This is a genomic window from Paenibacillus vietnamensis (genome assembly GCF_020169515.1).
Classification (GTDB): Bacteria; Bacillota; Bacilli; order Paenibacillales; family Paenibacillaceae; genus Pristimantibacillus; species Pristimantibacillus vietnamensis.
The window spans coordinates 524,727-538,506 of the sequence record NZ_JAHMHW010000002.1 but is presented as its reverse complement, the minus strand read 5'-3'; the positions used below and the strand labels follow the sequence as shown (position 1 = coordinate 538,506).

19 protein-coding genes are annotated in these 13,780 nt (G+C 49.1%); all 19 read left to right on the top strand.

The window, feature by feature from the left end; genetic code table 11:
• Positions 1 to 442 precede the first annotated feature (442 nt).
• Positions 443 to 982, top strand: a complete 540-nt coding sequence (locus KP806_RS07700) for a hypothetical protein (protein ID WP_224722981.1) — start codon at positions 443 to 445, stop codon at positions 980 to 982.
• 169 nt (positions 983 to 1,151) lie between these two features.
• Entirely contained in the window at positions 1,152 to 1,394 is a 243-nt protein-coding gene (locus KP806_RS07695; protein ID WP_224722980.1) for a hypothetical protein, read from the top strand.
• Positions 1,391 to 1,627 (top strand): hypothetical protein, encoded by a 237-nt coding sequence (locus tag KP806_RS07690; RefSeq protein WP_224722979.1) that lies wholly within the window; start codon positions 1,391 to 1,393, stop codon positions 1,625 to 1,627. The genes KP806_RS07695 and KP806_RS07690 overlap by 4 nt, the downstream gene beginning before the upstream one ends.
• 6 nt (positions 1,628 to 1,633) lie before the next feature.
• Positions 1,634 to 1,909 (top strand): HNH endonuclease, encoded by a 276-nt coding sequence (locus KP806_RS27955; RefSeq protein WP_224722978.1) that lies wholly within the window; start codon positions 1,634 to 1,636, stop codon positions 1,907 to 1,909.
• A gap of 180 nt (positions 1,910 to 2,089) precedes the next feature.
• Positions 2,090 to 2,488: a hypothetical protein gene (locus tag KP806_RS07680; RefSeq protein ID WP_224722977.1), complete on the top strand. Its 399-nt coding sequence runs from the start codon at positions 2,090 to 2,092 to the stop codon at positions 2,486 to 2,488.
• Positions 2,472 to 4,238, top strand: a complete 1,767-nt coding sequence (locus KP806_RS07675; RefSeq protein ID WP_224722976.1) for a terminase large subunit — start codon at positions 2,472 to 2,474, stop codon at positions 4,236 to 4,238. Before KP806_RS07680 ends, KP806_RS07675 begins: the two co-directional genes overlap by 17 nt.
• 21 nt (positions 4,239 to 4,259) lie before the next feature.
• The gene (locus KP806_RS07670) at positions 4,260 to 5,414 is read left to right on the top strand and encodes a phage portal protein (RefSeq protein WP_224722975.1); all 1,155 of its coding nucleotides are present in this window, start codon (positions 4,260 to 4,262) and stop codon (positions 5,412 to 5,414) included.
• A gap of 40 nt (positions 5,415 to 5,454) precedes the next feature.
• Positions 5,455 to 6,258: a head maturation protease, ClpP-related gene (locus tag KP806_RS07665; RefSeq protein WP_224722974.1), complete on the top strand. Its 804-nt coding sequence runs from the start codon at positions 5,455 to 5,457 to the stop codon at positions 6,256 to 6,258.
• Positions 6,248 to 7,423: a phage major capsid protein gene (locus tag KP806_RS07660; RefSeq protein WP_224722973.1), complete on the top strand. Its 1,176-nt coding sequence runs from the start codon at positions 6,248 to 6,250 to the stop codon at positions 7,421 to 7,423. The genes KP806_RS07665 and KP806_RS07660 overlap by 11 nt, the downstream gene beginning before the upstream one ends.
• 23 nt (positions 7,424 to 7,446) lie before the next feature.
• On the top strand, positions 7,447 to 7,692 hold the full coding sequence (locus tag KP806_RS07655) for a hypothetical protein (protein WP_397376367.1): 246 nt from the start codon (positions 7,447 to 7,449) through the stop codon (positions 7,690 to 7,692).
• A gap of 5 nt (positions 7,693 to 7,697) precedes the next feature.
• The gene (locus KP806_RS07650) at positions 7,698 to 7,988 is read left to right on the top strand and encodes a head-tail connector protein (protein ID WP_224722971.1); all 291 of its coding nucleotides are present in this window, start codon (positions 7,698 to 7,700) and stop codon (positions 7,986 to 7,988) included.
• Positions 7,988 to 8,296 carry a phage head closure protein gene (locus KP806_RS07645; protein WP_224722970.1) on the top strand — a complete coding sequence of 103 codons (309 nt, stop codon included), beginning with the start codon at positions 7,988 to 7,990 and terminating at the stop codon, positions 8,294 to 8,296. Before KP806_RS07650 ends, KP806_RS07645 begins: the two co-directional genes overlap by 1 nt.
• 4 nt (positions 8,297 to 8,300) lie before the next feature.
• Positions 8,301 to 8,747 carry an HK97-gp10 family putative phage morphogenesis protein gene (locus tag KP806_RS07640; RefSeq protein ID WP_224722969.1) on the top strand — a complete coding sequence of 149 codons (447 nt, stop codon included), beginning with the start codon at positions 8,301 to 8,303 and terminating at the stop codon, positions 8,745 to 8,747.
• A gap of 5 nt (positions 8,748 to 8,752) precedes the next feature.
• Positions 8,753 to 9,136, top strand: a complete 384-nt coding sequence (locus KP806_RS07635; RefSeq protein ID WP_224722968.1) for a DUF3168 domain-containing protein — start codon at positions 8,753 to 8,755, stop codon at positions 9,134 to 9,136.
• Between the two features lie 15 nt (positions 9,137 to 9,151).
• Positions 9,152 to 9,862 carry a phage tail tube protein gene (locus KP806_RS07630; protein WP_224722967.1) on the top strand — a complete coding sequence of 237 codons (711 nt, stop codon included), beginning with the start codon at positions 9,152 to 9,154 and terminating at the stop codon, positions 9,860 to 9,862.
• A 64-nt stretch (positions 9,863 to 9,926) separates the two neighbouring features.
• A complete protein-coding gene (locus KP806_RS07625; RefSeq protein ID WP_224722966.1) occupies positions 9,927 to 10,316 on the top strand; it encodes a hypothetical protein in 390 nt (129 codons plus the stop codon).
• A 53-nt stretch (positions 10,317 to 10,369) separates the two neighbouring features.
• A complete protein-coding gene (locus KP806_RS07620) occupies positions 10,370 to 10,630 on the top strand; it encodes a hypothetical protein (RefSeq protein ID WP_224722965.1) in 261 nt (86 codons plus the stop codon).
• A 16-nt stretch (positions 10,631 to 10,646) separates the two neighbouring features.
• Complete coding sequence (locus KP806_RS07615) at positions 10,647 to 13,409, top strand: phage tail protein (RefSeq protein ID WP_224722964.1); 2,763 nt, start codon at positions 10,647 to 10,649, stop codon at positions 13,407 to 13,409.
• 12 nt (positions 13,410 to 13,421) lie between these two features.
• Positions 13,422 to 13,772 (top strand): DUF6711 family protein, encoded by a 351-nt coding sequence (locus KP806_RS07610; RefSeq protein WP_224722963.1) that lies wholly within the window; start codon positions 13,422 to 13,424, stop codon positions 13,770 to 13,772.
• Positions 13,773 to 13,780 lie beyond the last annotated feature (8 nt).

The window sequence follows — 13,780 nt, the reverse complement described above, 5'->3', positions numbered from 1 at the left end:
CTCGGAAATTCTATAACAGCAAACCTTGGAAACAATGCCGGACTGTTTATATCAAAAAGGTACATGGTTTGTGCGAACGCTGCCCGGATCCTAGCAAGATCGTCCATCACAAAGTTTATCTTACGCCGGATAACATCAACCACCCGATTATTTCGCTGAATCATCGCTTACTTGAATACGTCTGCCAAGATTGCCACAACAAAGTGCATCACGGTAGCAATGAGCCTGTGATTAATGAGGGGCTCGCATTTGATCATGAGGGGAATCTAATACAATTAAATATTTAGAATAATCACGTTGTGTTTCTCATTTTTTCAGGTTTCGGCAGTCAATGAAGGTATATGGTATTACGGAATATTAAAGATAGTGTTTTTTGTAGAATAAGGAAGGGATATCCGTTTCTTCGTCGAAAGATTGATGGATAAAGAGAGGATGGTCGGATATGTATCTTGCGACAATTACAAAGTACATGAGTGTTAGTTTGTTTGTACTAGCAGTATTAAATGCCTTTGGACTTTTAAATCTTCCTGTTGCTTATCTTCTTGGTTTTTCGTTTTCAGCATTATTCTTTACCATAATCGATGTTCTAGATCAAAAAGGAAAAGATAAAAGAGATCCTTTTGCATTTAGAAAGACGAAGGAAGTAATTTATTTTTTGGCTGTGACTACATTTATGGTTGTCCCCTTTATTAAGGTTAACTGGGACAACACTGTATTAACCAAGTTGAATGATACAACAGTTTTGTTGAGCGTAGGGATTATATTTTTAATAAATAGCTTGAAATATAATAAAATGGTTTCAGAAGAACTTGATAGAGTAATTCAGGATCACATTCAAGGTATGGTCGATTCCGAAGCACACAGAAAAATGGTGCAAGAAATTACAGATGAAGCGATCAGAGAAGTTAATGTTGAAGAAGTGACTAGAGAAGCTATTGATAAAATCTACAAAGAAGAACAAAGAAGACTTGGTTCAGAATAATTACTTTAAAGTCGCCCATAATGAGCGGCTTTTTTTATTGCTCGAAAAGGATCATGCGATACGATCGACGTCTGCCGGCACGATCTGGCTCGACCTTCAAGCATTGCAATATGCAAGGTGCGCATCCTCAGCGAGGAAGATAAAGTCCAAGCTTGAAAGGAGAATGAATATGAGTAAGCAAAGCAGCAGCAAGCAGGGCGGTGGCATGAGTATGCTTGGACTATTGGGGATCGCCTTTATTGTATTGAAACTCTGCGGTGTTATCGATTGGTCGTGGTGGTGGGTGACTGCTCCATTCTGGGGAGTGCTCGCGATCCTTGCCGTTATATGGTTGGTGTGCGTCGTTATAGGAGCATTCATTGACGCTTTGGATAAGGCTATAAGCAAGCGCGATAGGAAGGTGAAGGAATGATGGTAGACTTAATGTTGAAAGAGCAATTTGATTACGAGGTCCAATTGGTTTATGAAGATGGCGGCCCGAAGATTGTGGTCGTTGCGGTTAAGCTTCCGAGTGGAGCGATTGAGATCATAACGAATACTGACGACCTGGAAGGTAAGCTCAAGTACTACAAAGTAGCCTATGACGATGAGTTCAGGCTGAAGGCGAATCCAGCTGTTCAGATTGTTAATTTCATGATTGTGTGACGGCATATGGCACGACATCCTGAAATCTATCGCAAGGCAGAATGGCGGAAGTCCAGGGCGTACGTCATCAACCGCACCAATGGATTGTGTGAGCAATGCTTGAAGGAAGGCAGGACAGAGGTTGGCCATGAGGTTGACCATATCATTGAGTTGACCAATAGCAACAAACATTACTGGAACATTGCCTACAATCCGGACAATCTGCAGCTGCTATGTGTAGACCATCACAACGAGAAGCATGGACGATCAACTGGATTGCATCGGTTCGTTGGACCAATATGAAAAAAGCCTAGAATGCTTGTAATCATGAGCTTTCCGGGCTTTTTTTGTTCTAATTGAAATATAGGGGAAAGGGCTGATACCCCCCCTAAAAATATCTGGGGCCCAAAATTCTGAAGACCGCGTGTCCCCATTTCAAATTACTCGCGGGCCATACGCGCATGTAGGGGAGGGGGTATTTTTATGGCGACTTCGTGGGAGCAAACAAAAGAAACTCGGATCAAGAAGGAGTACAACCGACTTCGGAAACTCTTTAAAGAAATACCGAGAGATAGACTGGACGCTGTTTCATCCTTGGTAAAAAACGCTGCATTCATGACGATAACGCTCGAAGACCTGCAGGAGAGCATCAACGTAAAAGGCGCGATCACTGAATACAAGAACGGAGAAAACCAATACGGCACCAAGAAGAGTCCGGAGGTTGAAGTTTACAATACGATGGTCAAGAATCACGCGTCGATCATGAGACAACTGACGGACCTTATTCCGGAATTCGATCCGACGCCACTTCCTTCTACATTGCCGCCTCCGAAGAAGCAAGACGAGTTCGAGAAGATATTGGCGCGTGGTCAAGGTGGATAAGGTACCTTCGTATATTCAGGATTGGCACGATTACGTTGAAAACGAACCGGATAAGCACGGTAAGGACATCAAGGCATTAAAGAAGCTGATCGAAAAGCTGCTGAAAAATAAAACGGTTAGATACGATCCGACAGACGTTGAAGCCTTCATATCCTTTTGTCGATTGGTTCGGCATCGTGAAGGGCGCTGGGCAGGCATGCCGTTCGAACCATCGCTCGAGCAGAAGTATATTGCCGCCTGCATTTTTGGATTCAAGATGTACGACAAAGAGTTGAAGATGGAAGTTCGATATTTCCGGGAGCTCGTTCTTTTGGTCGCGAGGAAATGGGGGAAATCGAGTTTCATTTCTCCAATTGCCGATTTCCTCCTGATGGCCGACAATGAGCCGGCTGCGCAAGTGTGGTGTCTGGCTACGCAGAAGCAGCAGGCGTCCATTGTATATGAGAGTGCAAAGGCGTTCTTGCAATCCAGCGAGGTACTGACGCCGCCGGATAACCCGCGTAAGCACTGGAGGACTAAGCGGGATCGAGATAACTCCGAGATGCTGCTGTTCCCTGCGACCGGCAGTTACATGAAGGCAGGAGGAAAGAACAGCAAGTCCCAGGACGGTCTTAACCCTCATGCCTTCATCATTGACGAATGCCATGCGATCAAGGACAGGAACACTTACGACGTATTCTCCTCCGCCGGCGGCGCACGTACGCAGCCGCTCGGAGTTATCATCTCGACTTTCGGTTTTGAGCGGGAAGGTATCTTCGATAGTGTTCTTGAACGCTGTAAAAAGGTGCTTGCAGGAGACAGCAAAGAGCGAATGTTTCCGATGATCTTCCGGATTGATGACGATGACGACCCTGCTGATCGTTCCTGCTGGATTAAGGCAAACCCCGGGCTGCGGGAAGCTCGCCCGACGATGAGTTACCTGGAAGGCGAGTACATGAAGGCGATGGACGATCCTGCTCAAATGCCATCTTTCCTCGCAAAGCATCTCAACCGCGCCAGCAGCCTGAGTGTGGTTTACTTCGACCTGCAGGAGGTTGACCAGTGCGCGGGAGATATGGACATCGAAACCATGCTGCAGGACAAATACGCTGTCGGGGCTGCGGACATTTCTGAAACGACGGACCTTTGTTGCGCGACTGCCTTGCTCCCTATTGCCGGAAAGCTTCATCTGTTCCAGAGATACTTCATTGCTCGTGAGCGGATCGAAAAGAACAGCAAGCAAGACAAGATGGCATATGAGAGTTTCACTGCTACAGGAGCTGACGATCCGCTGAATGATGAATTGCTGCATATTTGCGAAGGCAGTATCGTCAGGCGTTCAGATGTTGCTGAGTGGTTCGCACATCTTGCTAACAAGTATGAGGTTACATTCTGGAAAATCGGAGCGGACCGCTGGCATTTTGAGGATTTCGCAATGGAGATGGAGAAGGTTGGATTCCCGAGAGAAGGCGCCGACGGCCGCGGAGTAGTGTTCACTGTCCCATTTGGAGCGCGGACATTATCAGCTCCGATGAAAGAGACGCGCGTTTTGTTTGGCGACCGCCGAGTCATCTTCTCAAGATACAACGGTTTGTTCCGATGGTGTGTTCTTAATACTGCAGCTAAGATCGATACGAATAACAATATACAGCCGGATAAGCGGTCCTCTAAAGCGCGGATCGATGGTTATGCCAGTTATCTGATGGCGTATGTTGCGTATCAAAAGGTTAAGGATGATTTTGCGGCCTTTGGGCAATCGGATGTCATTTAAGGCTGGAAGGGAGGTGAACGTTTGGCTAGATGGTGGAACATTTTCGGAGCTGCAGGTAATCGAAATGATAAAGTAATGCTCGTTACCGATCGTGGAGACAATTACACGCCCTGGAACGGCAATTTATATAAGTCCGACATCGTAAGGTCAGCTATTCGCCCTAAGGTTAAGGCTATCGGAAAGCTCACTCCCGTCCATATTCGCGAAGGAACAGACGGACTTAAAGTTAATCCAGAGCTTTATATCAAACGGCTCCTGGAGGAACCAAATCCGTACTGTTCAGGACAGATGTTTATGGAGCGAATGATTACACAGTTAGAAATGACCTGTAATGCATTTGCGTTGATTTATCGCGACTCCGACGGCATTCCCCTGCAGCTGTATCAGATCATAGCTTCGAATGTTGAAGCGATTCGAGAAGAAGGCAAAGAAATCATGCTGCGGTTCATGCTGCCGCGCGGGAAAGTGTTAACCGTAGCCTACGCTGATGTCATTCATTTGCGTAGTGACTACAACGATCACGATATTTTCGGGACGAGCCGTTCTGATGCTCTTAAATCGGTCATGGAGATTATTAACTCGTCTGACCAGTCCGTCGTAAACGCGGTGAAAAGATCATCTGTTATCAAGTGGATTTTGAAATTCAAGTCGTCATTGAAAAAAGACGACAGAGATATGCAGGTTAAGGAATTTGTCGATAGCTACCTCGATGCTTCGAAGGAAGGCGGCGCGGCTTATAGCGATCCAAGGTACGATCTGGAGCAAGTGAAGACAGATACCTATGTCCCAGCCACGCCACAGCAGGAGAAGGCCGTACAGCGCATATATAGCTTCTTTGGGACGAATGACAAGATCGTGCAGTCGAGATACACAGAGGATGAATGGAATGCGTATTTCGAGGCTGAAATCGAGCCATGCGCGATGCAGGCTGCCGGAGAATTCACTCGTAAGCTCTTTTCACCAAGGGAACGCGGTCATGGAAACAAAATCGTGTTCGATTCGATGGATTTATCATTTGCAAGCATGGCTACTAAGCTTTCACTCATGCAAATGGTTGATCGCGGGGCTTTAACTGCAAATGAATGGAGACGCGTGCTCAATCTTCCGCCTTTGGAGGGCGGCGATCAGATCGTACGTCGTCTTGATACAGCACCAGTGCAGAGCACGGCCAAATAGCCGTGTTTTTATTTTGCCTTGAAAGGGGGTGAGAAAGAAAATGAAGACGGTCAATATCAAAGGGGTAATCGTCGGGGATGACGAGAAATGGATTTATGACTGGTTCGGCATTGCCGCGGTCAGCCCATCCAGCGTGAACAAGGAACTCAAAGACGCCAACGGCGAGGATGTTGATGTGATTATTAACTCCGGAGGCGGATCAGTATTTGCCGGGAGCGAAATTTATTCCGCGTTGAAAGGCTATGCCGGTCGCGTTACTGCCAGGGTTGTAGGTCTTGCGGCGAGTGCCGCTAGTGTGGCTGCGATGGCTGCTGATGTTGTATCTATCTCGCCGACAGCGCAGATCATGATTCACAACGCATGGACACGCATGGAAGGCGACTACCGCGACATGGAGCATGGTGCTGAATTTTTGAAAAACACCAACTCGTCCATCGCTAACGCTTATCGTTTGAAGACCAAAAAGTCGGAAGACGAATTAAAAGCGATGATGGACAAAGAAACCTGGCTGACCGCTCAACAGGCCGTGAAAGAAGGCTTTGCCGATGAAATCATGTTCGATGAGCAGAAGCAGCTTGCGGCCAGCGCGGCCATCAACGGCATGTTACCCCTTGAAGTGGTCAATAAGATGCGCCTGGCGCTCGCGGATAATGGCGGTCAGTTGTCGCCTGTAGCGCTCCAGCAGCCGGCGTCTCCGATTGCTCAAACGTCAACTCCTCCCCCTGATCCGGAACCGGAAGCAGAGCCGGAAGCCGAGACAGAAGAAGAGAAGCAAAAAGCTGCTATGGCTTTGAAAATAAAATTAATTAACCTGAAAGGTGCGATGGTAGAAGATGATGAATAGAACGCAATATGTAGAAGCACGGAAAGCACTTGTTGTAGAGGCAGAAGCGTACGCAAACGAGGGCAGCGTTGATAAATTTGACGCGAAGTCCAAAGAGATTGAAGCTCTCGACCAAAAGTATGATGATTCGGTCAAAGCGAAGGCAAACCAGCGGGCGCTGAATGAACGCCTGCAAGATCTGAATTCGAAGATGATCGGCGGCAACGACGGGGAAGCTTTCGACAAAACAGCGTCTTCCGGTATTCCTGATTCTTGGGCTAAGCCTTCTGCAGAGCGCGGTCAGTTGCTGCGGGCAAACAATGCCGTCAAGTTGACGTCGACCGGCATTCTCGTTCCGACTCATCACTCGGACAGCCTGTCGCCGACATTCAACCAAGTTTCTTCGCTGCTTGACCTGGTTCAAGTTACTCCTCGTATTGGCGGCGAATCTTACGAAAAAAGCTACATCGTCGGTTACGGCGAAGGTGGCGAAGTTGCAGATGACGCGGATTACACGGAAGATGACGTGGATTTCGGAAAGGTCTCGATCAACAAAAGCAAAATCACATCGTATTCCGAAGTTGATCAAGGTGTTGTTGAGCTGCCGGATATTGATTACGACGGCGAAGTTATGCGTGGCGTACGCATCGCGATCCGCAAGCGCATCTCCCGTCAAATCTTGCTCGGTACAGGCGCTACAAATCGCTTGATGGGCATTTTCGGCACTCCAACTGCAATCAACGCTGCAACTGACCTTGCGCCTACGGTAATCGACGAAAACCTGCTGGATGAAATCATTTACAGCTACGGCGGCGATGAGGACGTTGAAGGTGGCGCGACGCTGATCCTGAATAAGCTCGACTTGAAAGCTTTCGCCCAGCTGCGAGATGCAAACGGCAACCGGATCCACACGATCCGCTCGAGTGGCAACGTCGGAACAATCGATGGTGTGCGTTTCATCGTCAACTCGGCATGTAAGCGTCTGAGCGCCGCCGGCGTGACGGGCGACTTTGCAATGGCATATGGCAATCTGCAAAACTACTTGCTGACCATCTTCTCCGAGATCGATGTTCGTCGCTCGGAAGATTACAAATTCAAATCTGGACAAGTGGCTCACCGTGCAAGCGTGTATGCTGGCGGAAATGTCATCTCTCACAACGGATTCCTTCGAGTAAAACGCGGCTAAGAAGAGGGGGACTAACCTTGAAGGTGCTTAAAAGCTTCTATGATCCGGTAAATAGCCAGGTCTACAAGAGAGGGTCGGAGTATGAATGCTCCGACTCCAAACACATTCATAAGCTGGCGGCCAGCGGCTTAATTGAAACTCCTGTCATTGTCATAAATGATGAGTTTCCGAAGCACGTCGGCGGCGGTACATTTGAGCTTTCCAATGGCGAAAAAGTCCGTGGCAAGGAAGCCGCTGAAGAGGCGGAAAAGGAACTGAGAGCAGGGTGATTTGAATGCTGGATAGCGTTAAACATGCTCTCCGGATTAGCCTGAGCAACACTCATTTTGATGACGAGGTCGAGGATCTTATAGCAGCTGCCCGGCATGATTTGCAATTGTCGGGCGTGCTCGCATCCAAAGTGGGCGACGATAGCGATCCGCTGATTAAGCGGGCAATTACGGTTTATTGCAAGGCAAACTTCGGGTTGGACAATAAGGATGCCGAGAAGTTCCAAGCCTCCTACGAGTCGCTCAAAGCTCATCTGTCGCTATCGCATGAATACACGGTGGAGGATGATGCCTGATGATGTGGCGTGACGTTGTAGGGCTGATCCAGGAGGTGCTTGTGCCTTCGCCATACGGTGGCAGCACGAAAACGGACGGGCAACCTCGAGAGGTGTTCGCAAATGCGAAGTCGGTCAAAGGCGTTGAGTTTTACCAAGCACTCGCAGTCGGCGTTAAGGCTGAGAAGATATTCGAGATCCGCGCCGCGGAATATCAGGATGAGCCGAAACTACTGCACGAAGGAACGACGTATCATGTTGTCCGGACGTATTCGCGGGACGGAGAACTAATTGATCTTACTTGCTCACGCTACCCTATGGGGGGCTGATGACATGGCACGTAACGACATTATCGGTTTGCGAGAATTGAAACAAATGATTAAAGACCTCGACAAAAAAGGCTTGCGCAAGGTAGCGAACAAAGCAGGCCGAGCCGGTGCCAAGATTCCATTCAAGGCAGCTAAAACGAACGCTCCGGAAGATACCGGAGACCTAAAAGGTGCACTTGTCATGCGTGCGGAGAAATCTAGGAAGCGCGGCAAGAAGATTTACACAATCGGGATAAACCCCGCGAAAATCGACCACTTTGTCCGAATTAGCAAAGAGGGTAAAAGGGCGTTCTATCCAGCATCCCAAGAATACGGATTTAGGGTTGGTGAAAGCGGCTATATACCGGGTTATCACTACTTGGAAAAAGCCATTAACAACAACACGACAGCCATTGAGCGGGAAGTGGTGGACGTAGCCGCAACGGAAATAGACAAGATCATGAGGGGGTGAACGCGGTGAGATTCGAACAAGCAATGGTTGACGAGTTCCAAAATTCAATGCTTGCCTTATCCGACAATCTTTATCCACTCGTAGCGCCAGCCGGAACGGTTGCGCCTTACGTCGTTTATGCTTCGAGCGAAGGTGAATATGACCGAACGCTTGAAGGCTATCAAGGAAGCCGGGCCATACCCGTTACAATAAACGTCGTGGCGCTCAATTACGACAGCTTGAAGCAGAACACTGCCGCGATCATCGCTTTATTGATCGGTTTCCAGGGCCGAGCTATCGGTGGCGAGGGGCTTCACATAAATGAATTGGTTCTCAATGAACCGGACGAGTTCTACGACGAGGAAACAAAGCTTTATAAAAGCGTTTTTTCCTTCACAGTACACATTTAGAAAGGGGTTTTTATTTTGGCACAACGTTCCGTAGGGACAGTTTTGCAAATCGGAGCAAACAGCGTCGCGGGCCTTACGTCCATTGGTGGTCTTGAGCTTTCCGCCGAGACTATCGACGTTACAACGCTCGCCAGCAATGGCGGCTACCGTGAATTTATCGGAGGTTTCAAGGACGGCGGCGAAGTTTCAGTTTCCGGTTTCTTTGAGCCTGGCGACACAAACGGTCAGATGGCTATGTACACCGCGTTCCAAGCGGGTACAACTGACGCCTATAGCATCATTTTTCCGGCTGGCCTGGGTGCAACGTGGACGTTTAACGGCGTCGTTACCGGCTTTTCGACATCGGTTGACCTTGAAGAAGCCGTGACTTTTGAAGCTACAATTAAGGTTTCCGGCGCTCCATCTTTGGGTATCACAGCATCAGGTGGCCTGACGGCTTTGTCTCTTACAGCGACAGGTGGCACGTTGTCGCCTGCATTCTCCGGCACCAACTACAGCTACAGCTTCGGTGGTGTTTCGGCGGCTACTGCTACGATCACGGCGACAGCTGCAAGCCATACGCTGAAACTTTACGTTGACGGCGTTTATACGCAAGACCTGACTTCTGGATCGGCATCGGCTGCAATCACATTGACGCTGAACAAAGGCCGGAAACTTACCATTATTGCTTACGAAACTGGCAAGGCGGCGAAGGTATACGAAGTCGTGGTCATCAAGACAACCTAGTTTAAACTAACCATGGGCCAGGGCGTTCGCGTTCTGGTCCTATTTCCATTTGGAGGGGTATTCAATGCCTAATAACAACGACGTTGTAATAGTTGACCTTGATAAAAAGCGCGAATTGCGTTTCGGACACAAAGCACTGAAGCGGATCGGTGCGGAGCTTAATAAAAGCGTGGAGGAATTGGAAGGTGGCGTGGGATTCAGTGAAAATGACCTTGAGCTTATTTACTTCTACGGATTACAGAACCATGCAAAGGAAATCGGTGAAGAACTGACCATGGAAATGATGGAGGACATTCTTGACTGTGCACCTCATCCGGCATATCCATACCTACACAAAAAAATGTTTGAAGCTCTGACTATTTCCATGGGCGGTGCAGCGGGAAACGACCAACTGCCGGAAGCGACTCCGTCGAAGCCGAACCGGGCAACGAGACGAGCGACGGCGAAGAAGTAAAACCGTTTTGTTGGGAGACTTCTCTCAAGTCGGCTTTCACTGTCGGAGTGACGTTGAGTGAATACAACATGATGACGCCTTGGGAGCTCTTTTTGCTGCTGGAGCAGTACGGCAAGCGAGAGAAGATGAAAGACGAAACAGCTGTAACACAGGCGTATTTAACCGCTCACTGGCAGCGCGTCAAGAAAATGCCGTCGCTTGAAAAGGTGCTTAAAGGCGACAAGCCGAAGCGACCGAAGAAGCCGCAGACGGCTGAAGATATGCTCGAGGAAATCAAGCGAGTTAACGCGGCCATGGGCGGCACAGTTTACTAAGAAAGGAGGGCTATTTATGGCAGGCCCGGTTATACGTCAGTTATTAATTCGTGCGGGCGCCGACTTCTCGTCAATGCGCCGGGAGCTTAACAATGCACAGAACGACCTCGAAAAGTTCCGCATTGGCATCCGAAGTACGATGTTAGGCATCGGTGCGGCACTTGCTACGCTCGGAGCCGGTATCGGCTTGAATGCTGCGGTCAATGACGCGATCAAATTCGAGGCTCTTATGGGCACGTTGAGCCGCACATTGGGCAGGAGTATGGGCGACTTTAAGAAGTGGCAGCAAACCGTTGGTGACGTTATGGGCTTTTCTAAGCTGCAAACGGCGGAGATGGCGAACGACTTTTCAATACGTCTTAAATCCATTGCCAAGGACGAAAAGGATCTACTTCAAAAGACGACAAACCTGATTAGAGCTGCGGCGGTCATCCGAAGCAATAATGGTATGGAAATGACGGAAATATCCGAACGGATGCGCTCCGCCATGAACCAGGAGCAGGACGGCGCAGCCGAACTCGGCATCGATGTCCGCGTTGCTGCTTTGCAACAATCGAAAGCCTATAAAGAGCTGGCGAATAATGCGCCATGGGCCGAGTTAGGCATGGGGATGCAAAAAACAATTTTGTATCACCACATACTCGAGCAAACAACAAAAAACTTTGGCACCGAGATAGCGCAGAACACGGCTTTGCTCAAGGGCGGATTTATTGCTGCTTTGAGTGATACCAGGATGGCTCTCGGCCAAGCATTTCTCCCAATCCTCAATATTGCCTTACCCCTTCTAACCAGGCTTGCGCGGGCGGTTGAGGTCGTGTTTTTACACATCGCCGGTATCATGAGAGCCCTATTCCCGAAAGCAAACATCAAGGCGAGCAACGGCCAAACGGCTGCTATAGATGCACAATCGGGCGCGGTGGATGGCCTGGGTGATTCCTTTAAGAAAGCCGGCAAGGAAGCGGCTAAAGCATCGCGGCAAGTCATGGGCTTTGACGAGGTCAACCAGCTTCAAGAGCCGGACAAAGGCGGCGCGGGCGAGGAAGACGAGCTTCCGGTTGCAGACATCCAAGGCGGGTTAGGTTTAAACGATCTGGGCGCCAATGATGGCGGGATCTTTGAAATTTCCGATAAGGCGAAGAAAGCGGCCGAGGACTTCAAGAAAGCGATCAAGGAAATTCTCGGCGTAGGCAACATCAAGAAATTCGCTGAAGAATGGGACGACTTAGCCGACTCATTCGGCAAGTTCACGCAAGCCGTTTCTGACCTGGCAAACAATCCGGTTATTGAAAAAATATCCGGTTGGTTGGCTAAGAATTGGGGCCATCAGTTCATGAAAGCCCGCATTTCTGACGTTCAATTGCTTTCCGGTACGTTCGAAGGCTGGGCCGGTGTTATGCAAATGTTTGACGGCGTTCTCGCCCTTGACTTCGATAAATTCTTTACAGGCTTTGAAAACTGGGTAGCCGGAATAGGCGAATCGACAGAAGGGTTCATTCGCATTTTTAATGGCGATTGGGCCGACAAGTTCGGTGAGTTCCGCGAGAAGTTCGGAGAAGCCTGGAAGGGGATGCGCGAGGACATCAAAGCATACGGCGACCCGACCAAGATCGAAGCCATGGACTTTGTAAATTACATCAAAGACAAGGTTTCCGGCAAGTGGAAGGAGATCAAGGAAGACGCGGGCATTTACTGGAAGGCCGCGAACGTCGTCGTAACTCAAACATGGGAAGACCTCAAAAAAGATGTCAGCCCTTATTATGACCTAATCAAAACAGCTATCGGCATGAAGTGGGGCGAAATTAAGGAAGATGCCGGGGAAAAGTGGGAAAAAATCAAGACCGCCGTCTCTGAAAAATGGGACTCATTTCAAACGTTCGTTAACTGGGATAACATCAAAACTTGGGTTTCGAACCGTTGGGACTCAATCAAGACGACTGCTGGAACGTCGTGGGAAGACATCAAGAAGACCGTATCCGACAAATGGGATACCTTAAAGGACTTTGTTAAATGGGATAACGTGAAAACGTGGGTGTCCGACCGGTGGACGGCCATCGACACGGCAGCCGGAACCGCTTGGGATACGATCAAGCAGACCGTTTCTGATAAGTGGGATGAGTTCAAGGATTTTATTAAGTGGGACAACCTGAAAACGTCCGTTGCTACCGTTTGGACCAACATCAAAGACGGGGTCGGCGTTCCTTGGGAAAACATCAAAAAGGCCGTTTCCGAGCAATGGGATAAAATCGTCAATCTTGATTTTAACGGTGTAAAAACGTCCATTTCGACCGTATGGAAGGCGATCAAGAAAGAGACGGAGGAAATCTTTGAGGATATTGTCGGCGTCGTAAAAGCGAAAGTCAATTCCGTCATTAGGTCGGTGAACGGCTTTATTGATAAAGTCAATTCGTTTAGCATCAACATTCCGGCGCTAAAGGTTGGCGACAAAGAACTTACGCCTGCTTTCAGTTTCTCTATGCCGAAAATGCCTAGGATTCCCGAGCTCGCACGCGGCGGCGTCGTCGATGGCAAGACGAACATGGGCAATTACATCGCCGGAGAAGCAGGCGCGGAAATGATTGTTCCGCTTGAGAACACGAGTTTTACCGACAAAATCGCATCGGCGCTCGGCACGGCGGTCATGACGGCCATGCAGATGCAGCAGGGTGGCAAGGGTGACACGATCATACAAATCAGCGGCGTGGAGATTGCGCGGGCTATTCAGCCTTATACAACGGGGGAAAGCAACCGCCTGGGATCGTCCATGCTGCGGACCACATAGGAGGGGTTTCGGATGGCTCTTTTAAGCATTAACGGGGTGCCAATGCCGGACCCCGCGACCTATATCGTTACTATTCAGGACATCACCAAGGCCGAGCGGAACGCGCGCGGCTCCATGATTAAGGAACTCATCGCGACCAAGGACAAGATCGAGCTTTCTTGGATTTACCTTTCACCGACGGAGCTTTCGACGCTACTGACGGCTGTAGGGGCGAACTTTTTCGAGGTAACATACCTCAATCCGAAAACGAACAGCTCCCGCACGGCGACGTTTTACGCTGGTGACCGAACGGCTCCGGCATTGGATTTTATTAATGGCGTCATGCGGTACAAGGACGTCAAAATGAATTTTATTGAGAAGTAGGTGGCGGC

Bases quoted from the DNA above. Each gene is read 5' to 3' on its own strand.
- KP806_RS07660 (WP_224722973.1), top strand. From the start codon at position 6,248: ATGATGAATAGAACGCAATATGTAGAAGCACGGAAAGCACTTGTTGTA.
- KP806_RS07615 (WP_224722964.1), top strand. From the start codon at position 10,647: ATGGCAGGCCCGGTTATACGTCAGTTATTAATTCGTGCGGGCGCCGAC.
- KP806_RS07665 (WP_224722974.1), top strand. From the start codon at position 5,455: ATGAAGACGGTCAATATCAAAGGGGTAATCGTCGGGGATGACGAGAAA.
- KP806_RS27955 (WP_224722978.1), top strand. From the start codon at position 1,634: ATGGCACGACATCCTGAAATCTATCGCAAGGCAGAATGGCGGAAGTCC.
- KP806_RS07610 (WP_224722963.1), top strand. From the start codon at position 13,422: ATGGCTCTTTTAAGCATTAACGGGGTGCCAATGCCGGACCCCGCGACC.
- KP806_RS07625 (WP_224722966.1), top strand. From the start codon at position 9,927: ATGCCTAATAACAACGACGTTGTAATAGTTGACCTTGATAAAAAGCGC.
- KP806_RS07680 (WP_224722977.1), top strand. From the start codon at position 2,090: ATGGCGACTTCGTGGGAGCAAACAAAAGAAACTCGGATCAAGAAGGAG.
- KP806_RS07645 (WP_224722970.1), top strand. From the start codon at position 7,988: ATGATGTGGCGTGACGTTGTAGGGCTGATCCAGGAGGTGCTTGTGCCT.
- KP806_RS07650 (WP_224722971.1), top strand. From the start codon at position 7,698: ATGCTGGATAGCGTTAAACATGCTCTCCGGATTAGCCTGAGCAACACT.
- KP806_RS07640 (WP_224722969.1), top strand. From the start codon at position 8,301: ATGGCACGTAACGACATTATCGGTTTGCGAGAATTGAAACAAATGATT.
- KP806_RS07695 (WP_224722980.1), top strand. From the start codon at position 1,152: ATGAGTAAGCAAAGCAGCAGCAAGCAGGGCGGTGGCATGAGTATGCTT.
- KP806_RS07700 (WP_224722981.1), top strand. From the start codon at position 443: ATGTATCTTGCGACAATTACAAAGTACATGAGTGTTAGTTTGTTTGTA.
- KP806_RS07690 (WP_224722979.1), top strand. From the start codon at position 1,391: ATGATGGTAGACTTAATGTTGAAAGAGCAATTTGATTACGAGGTCCAA.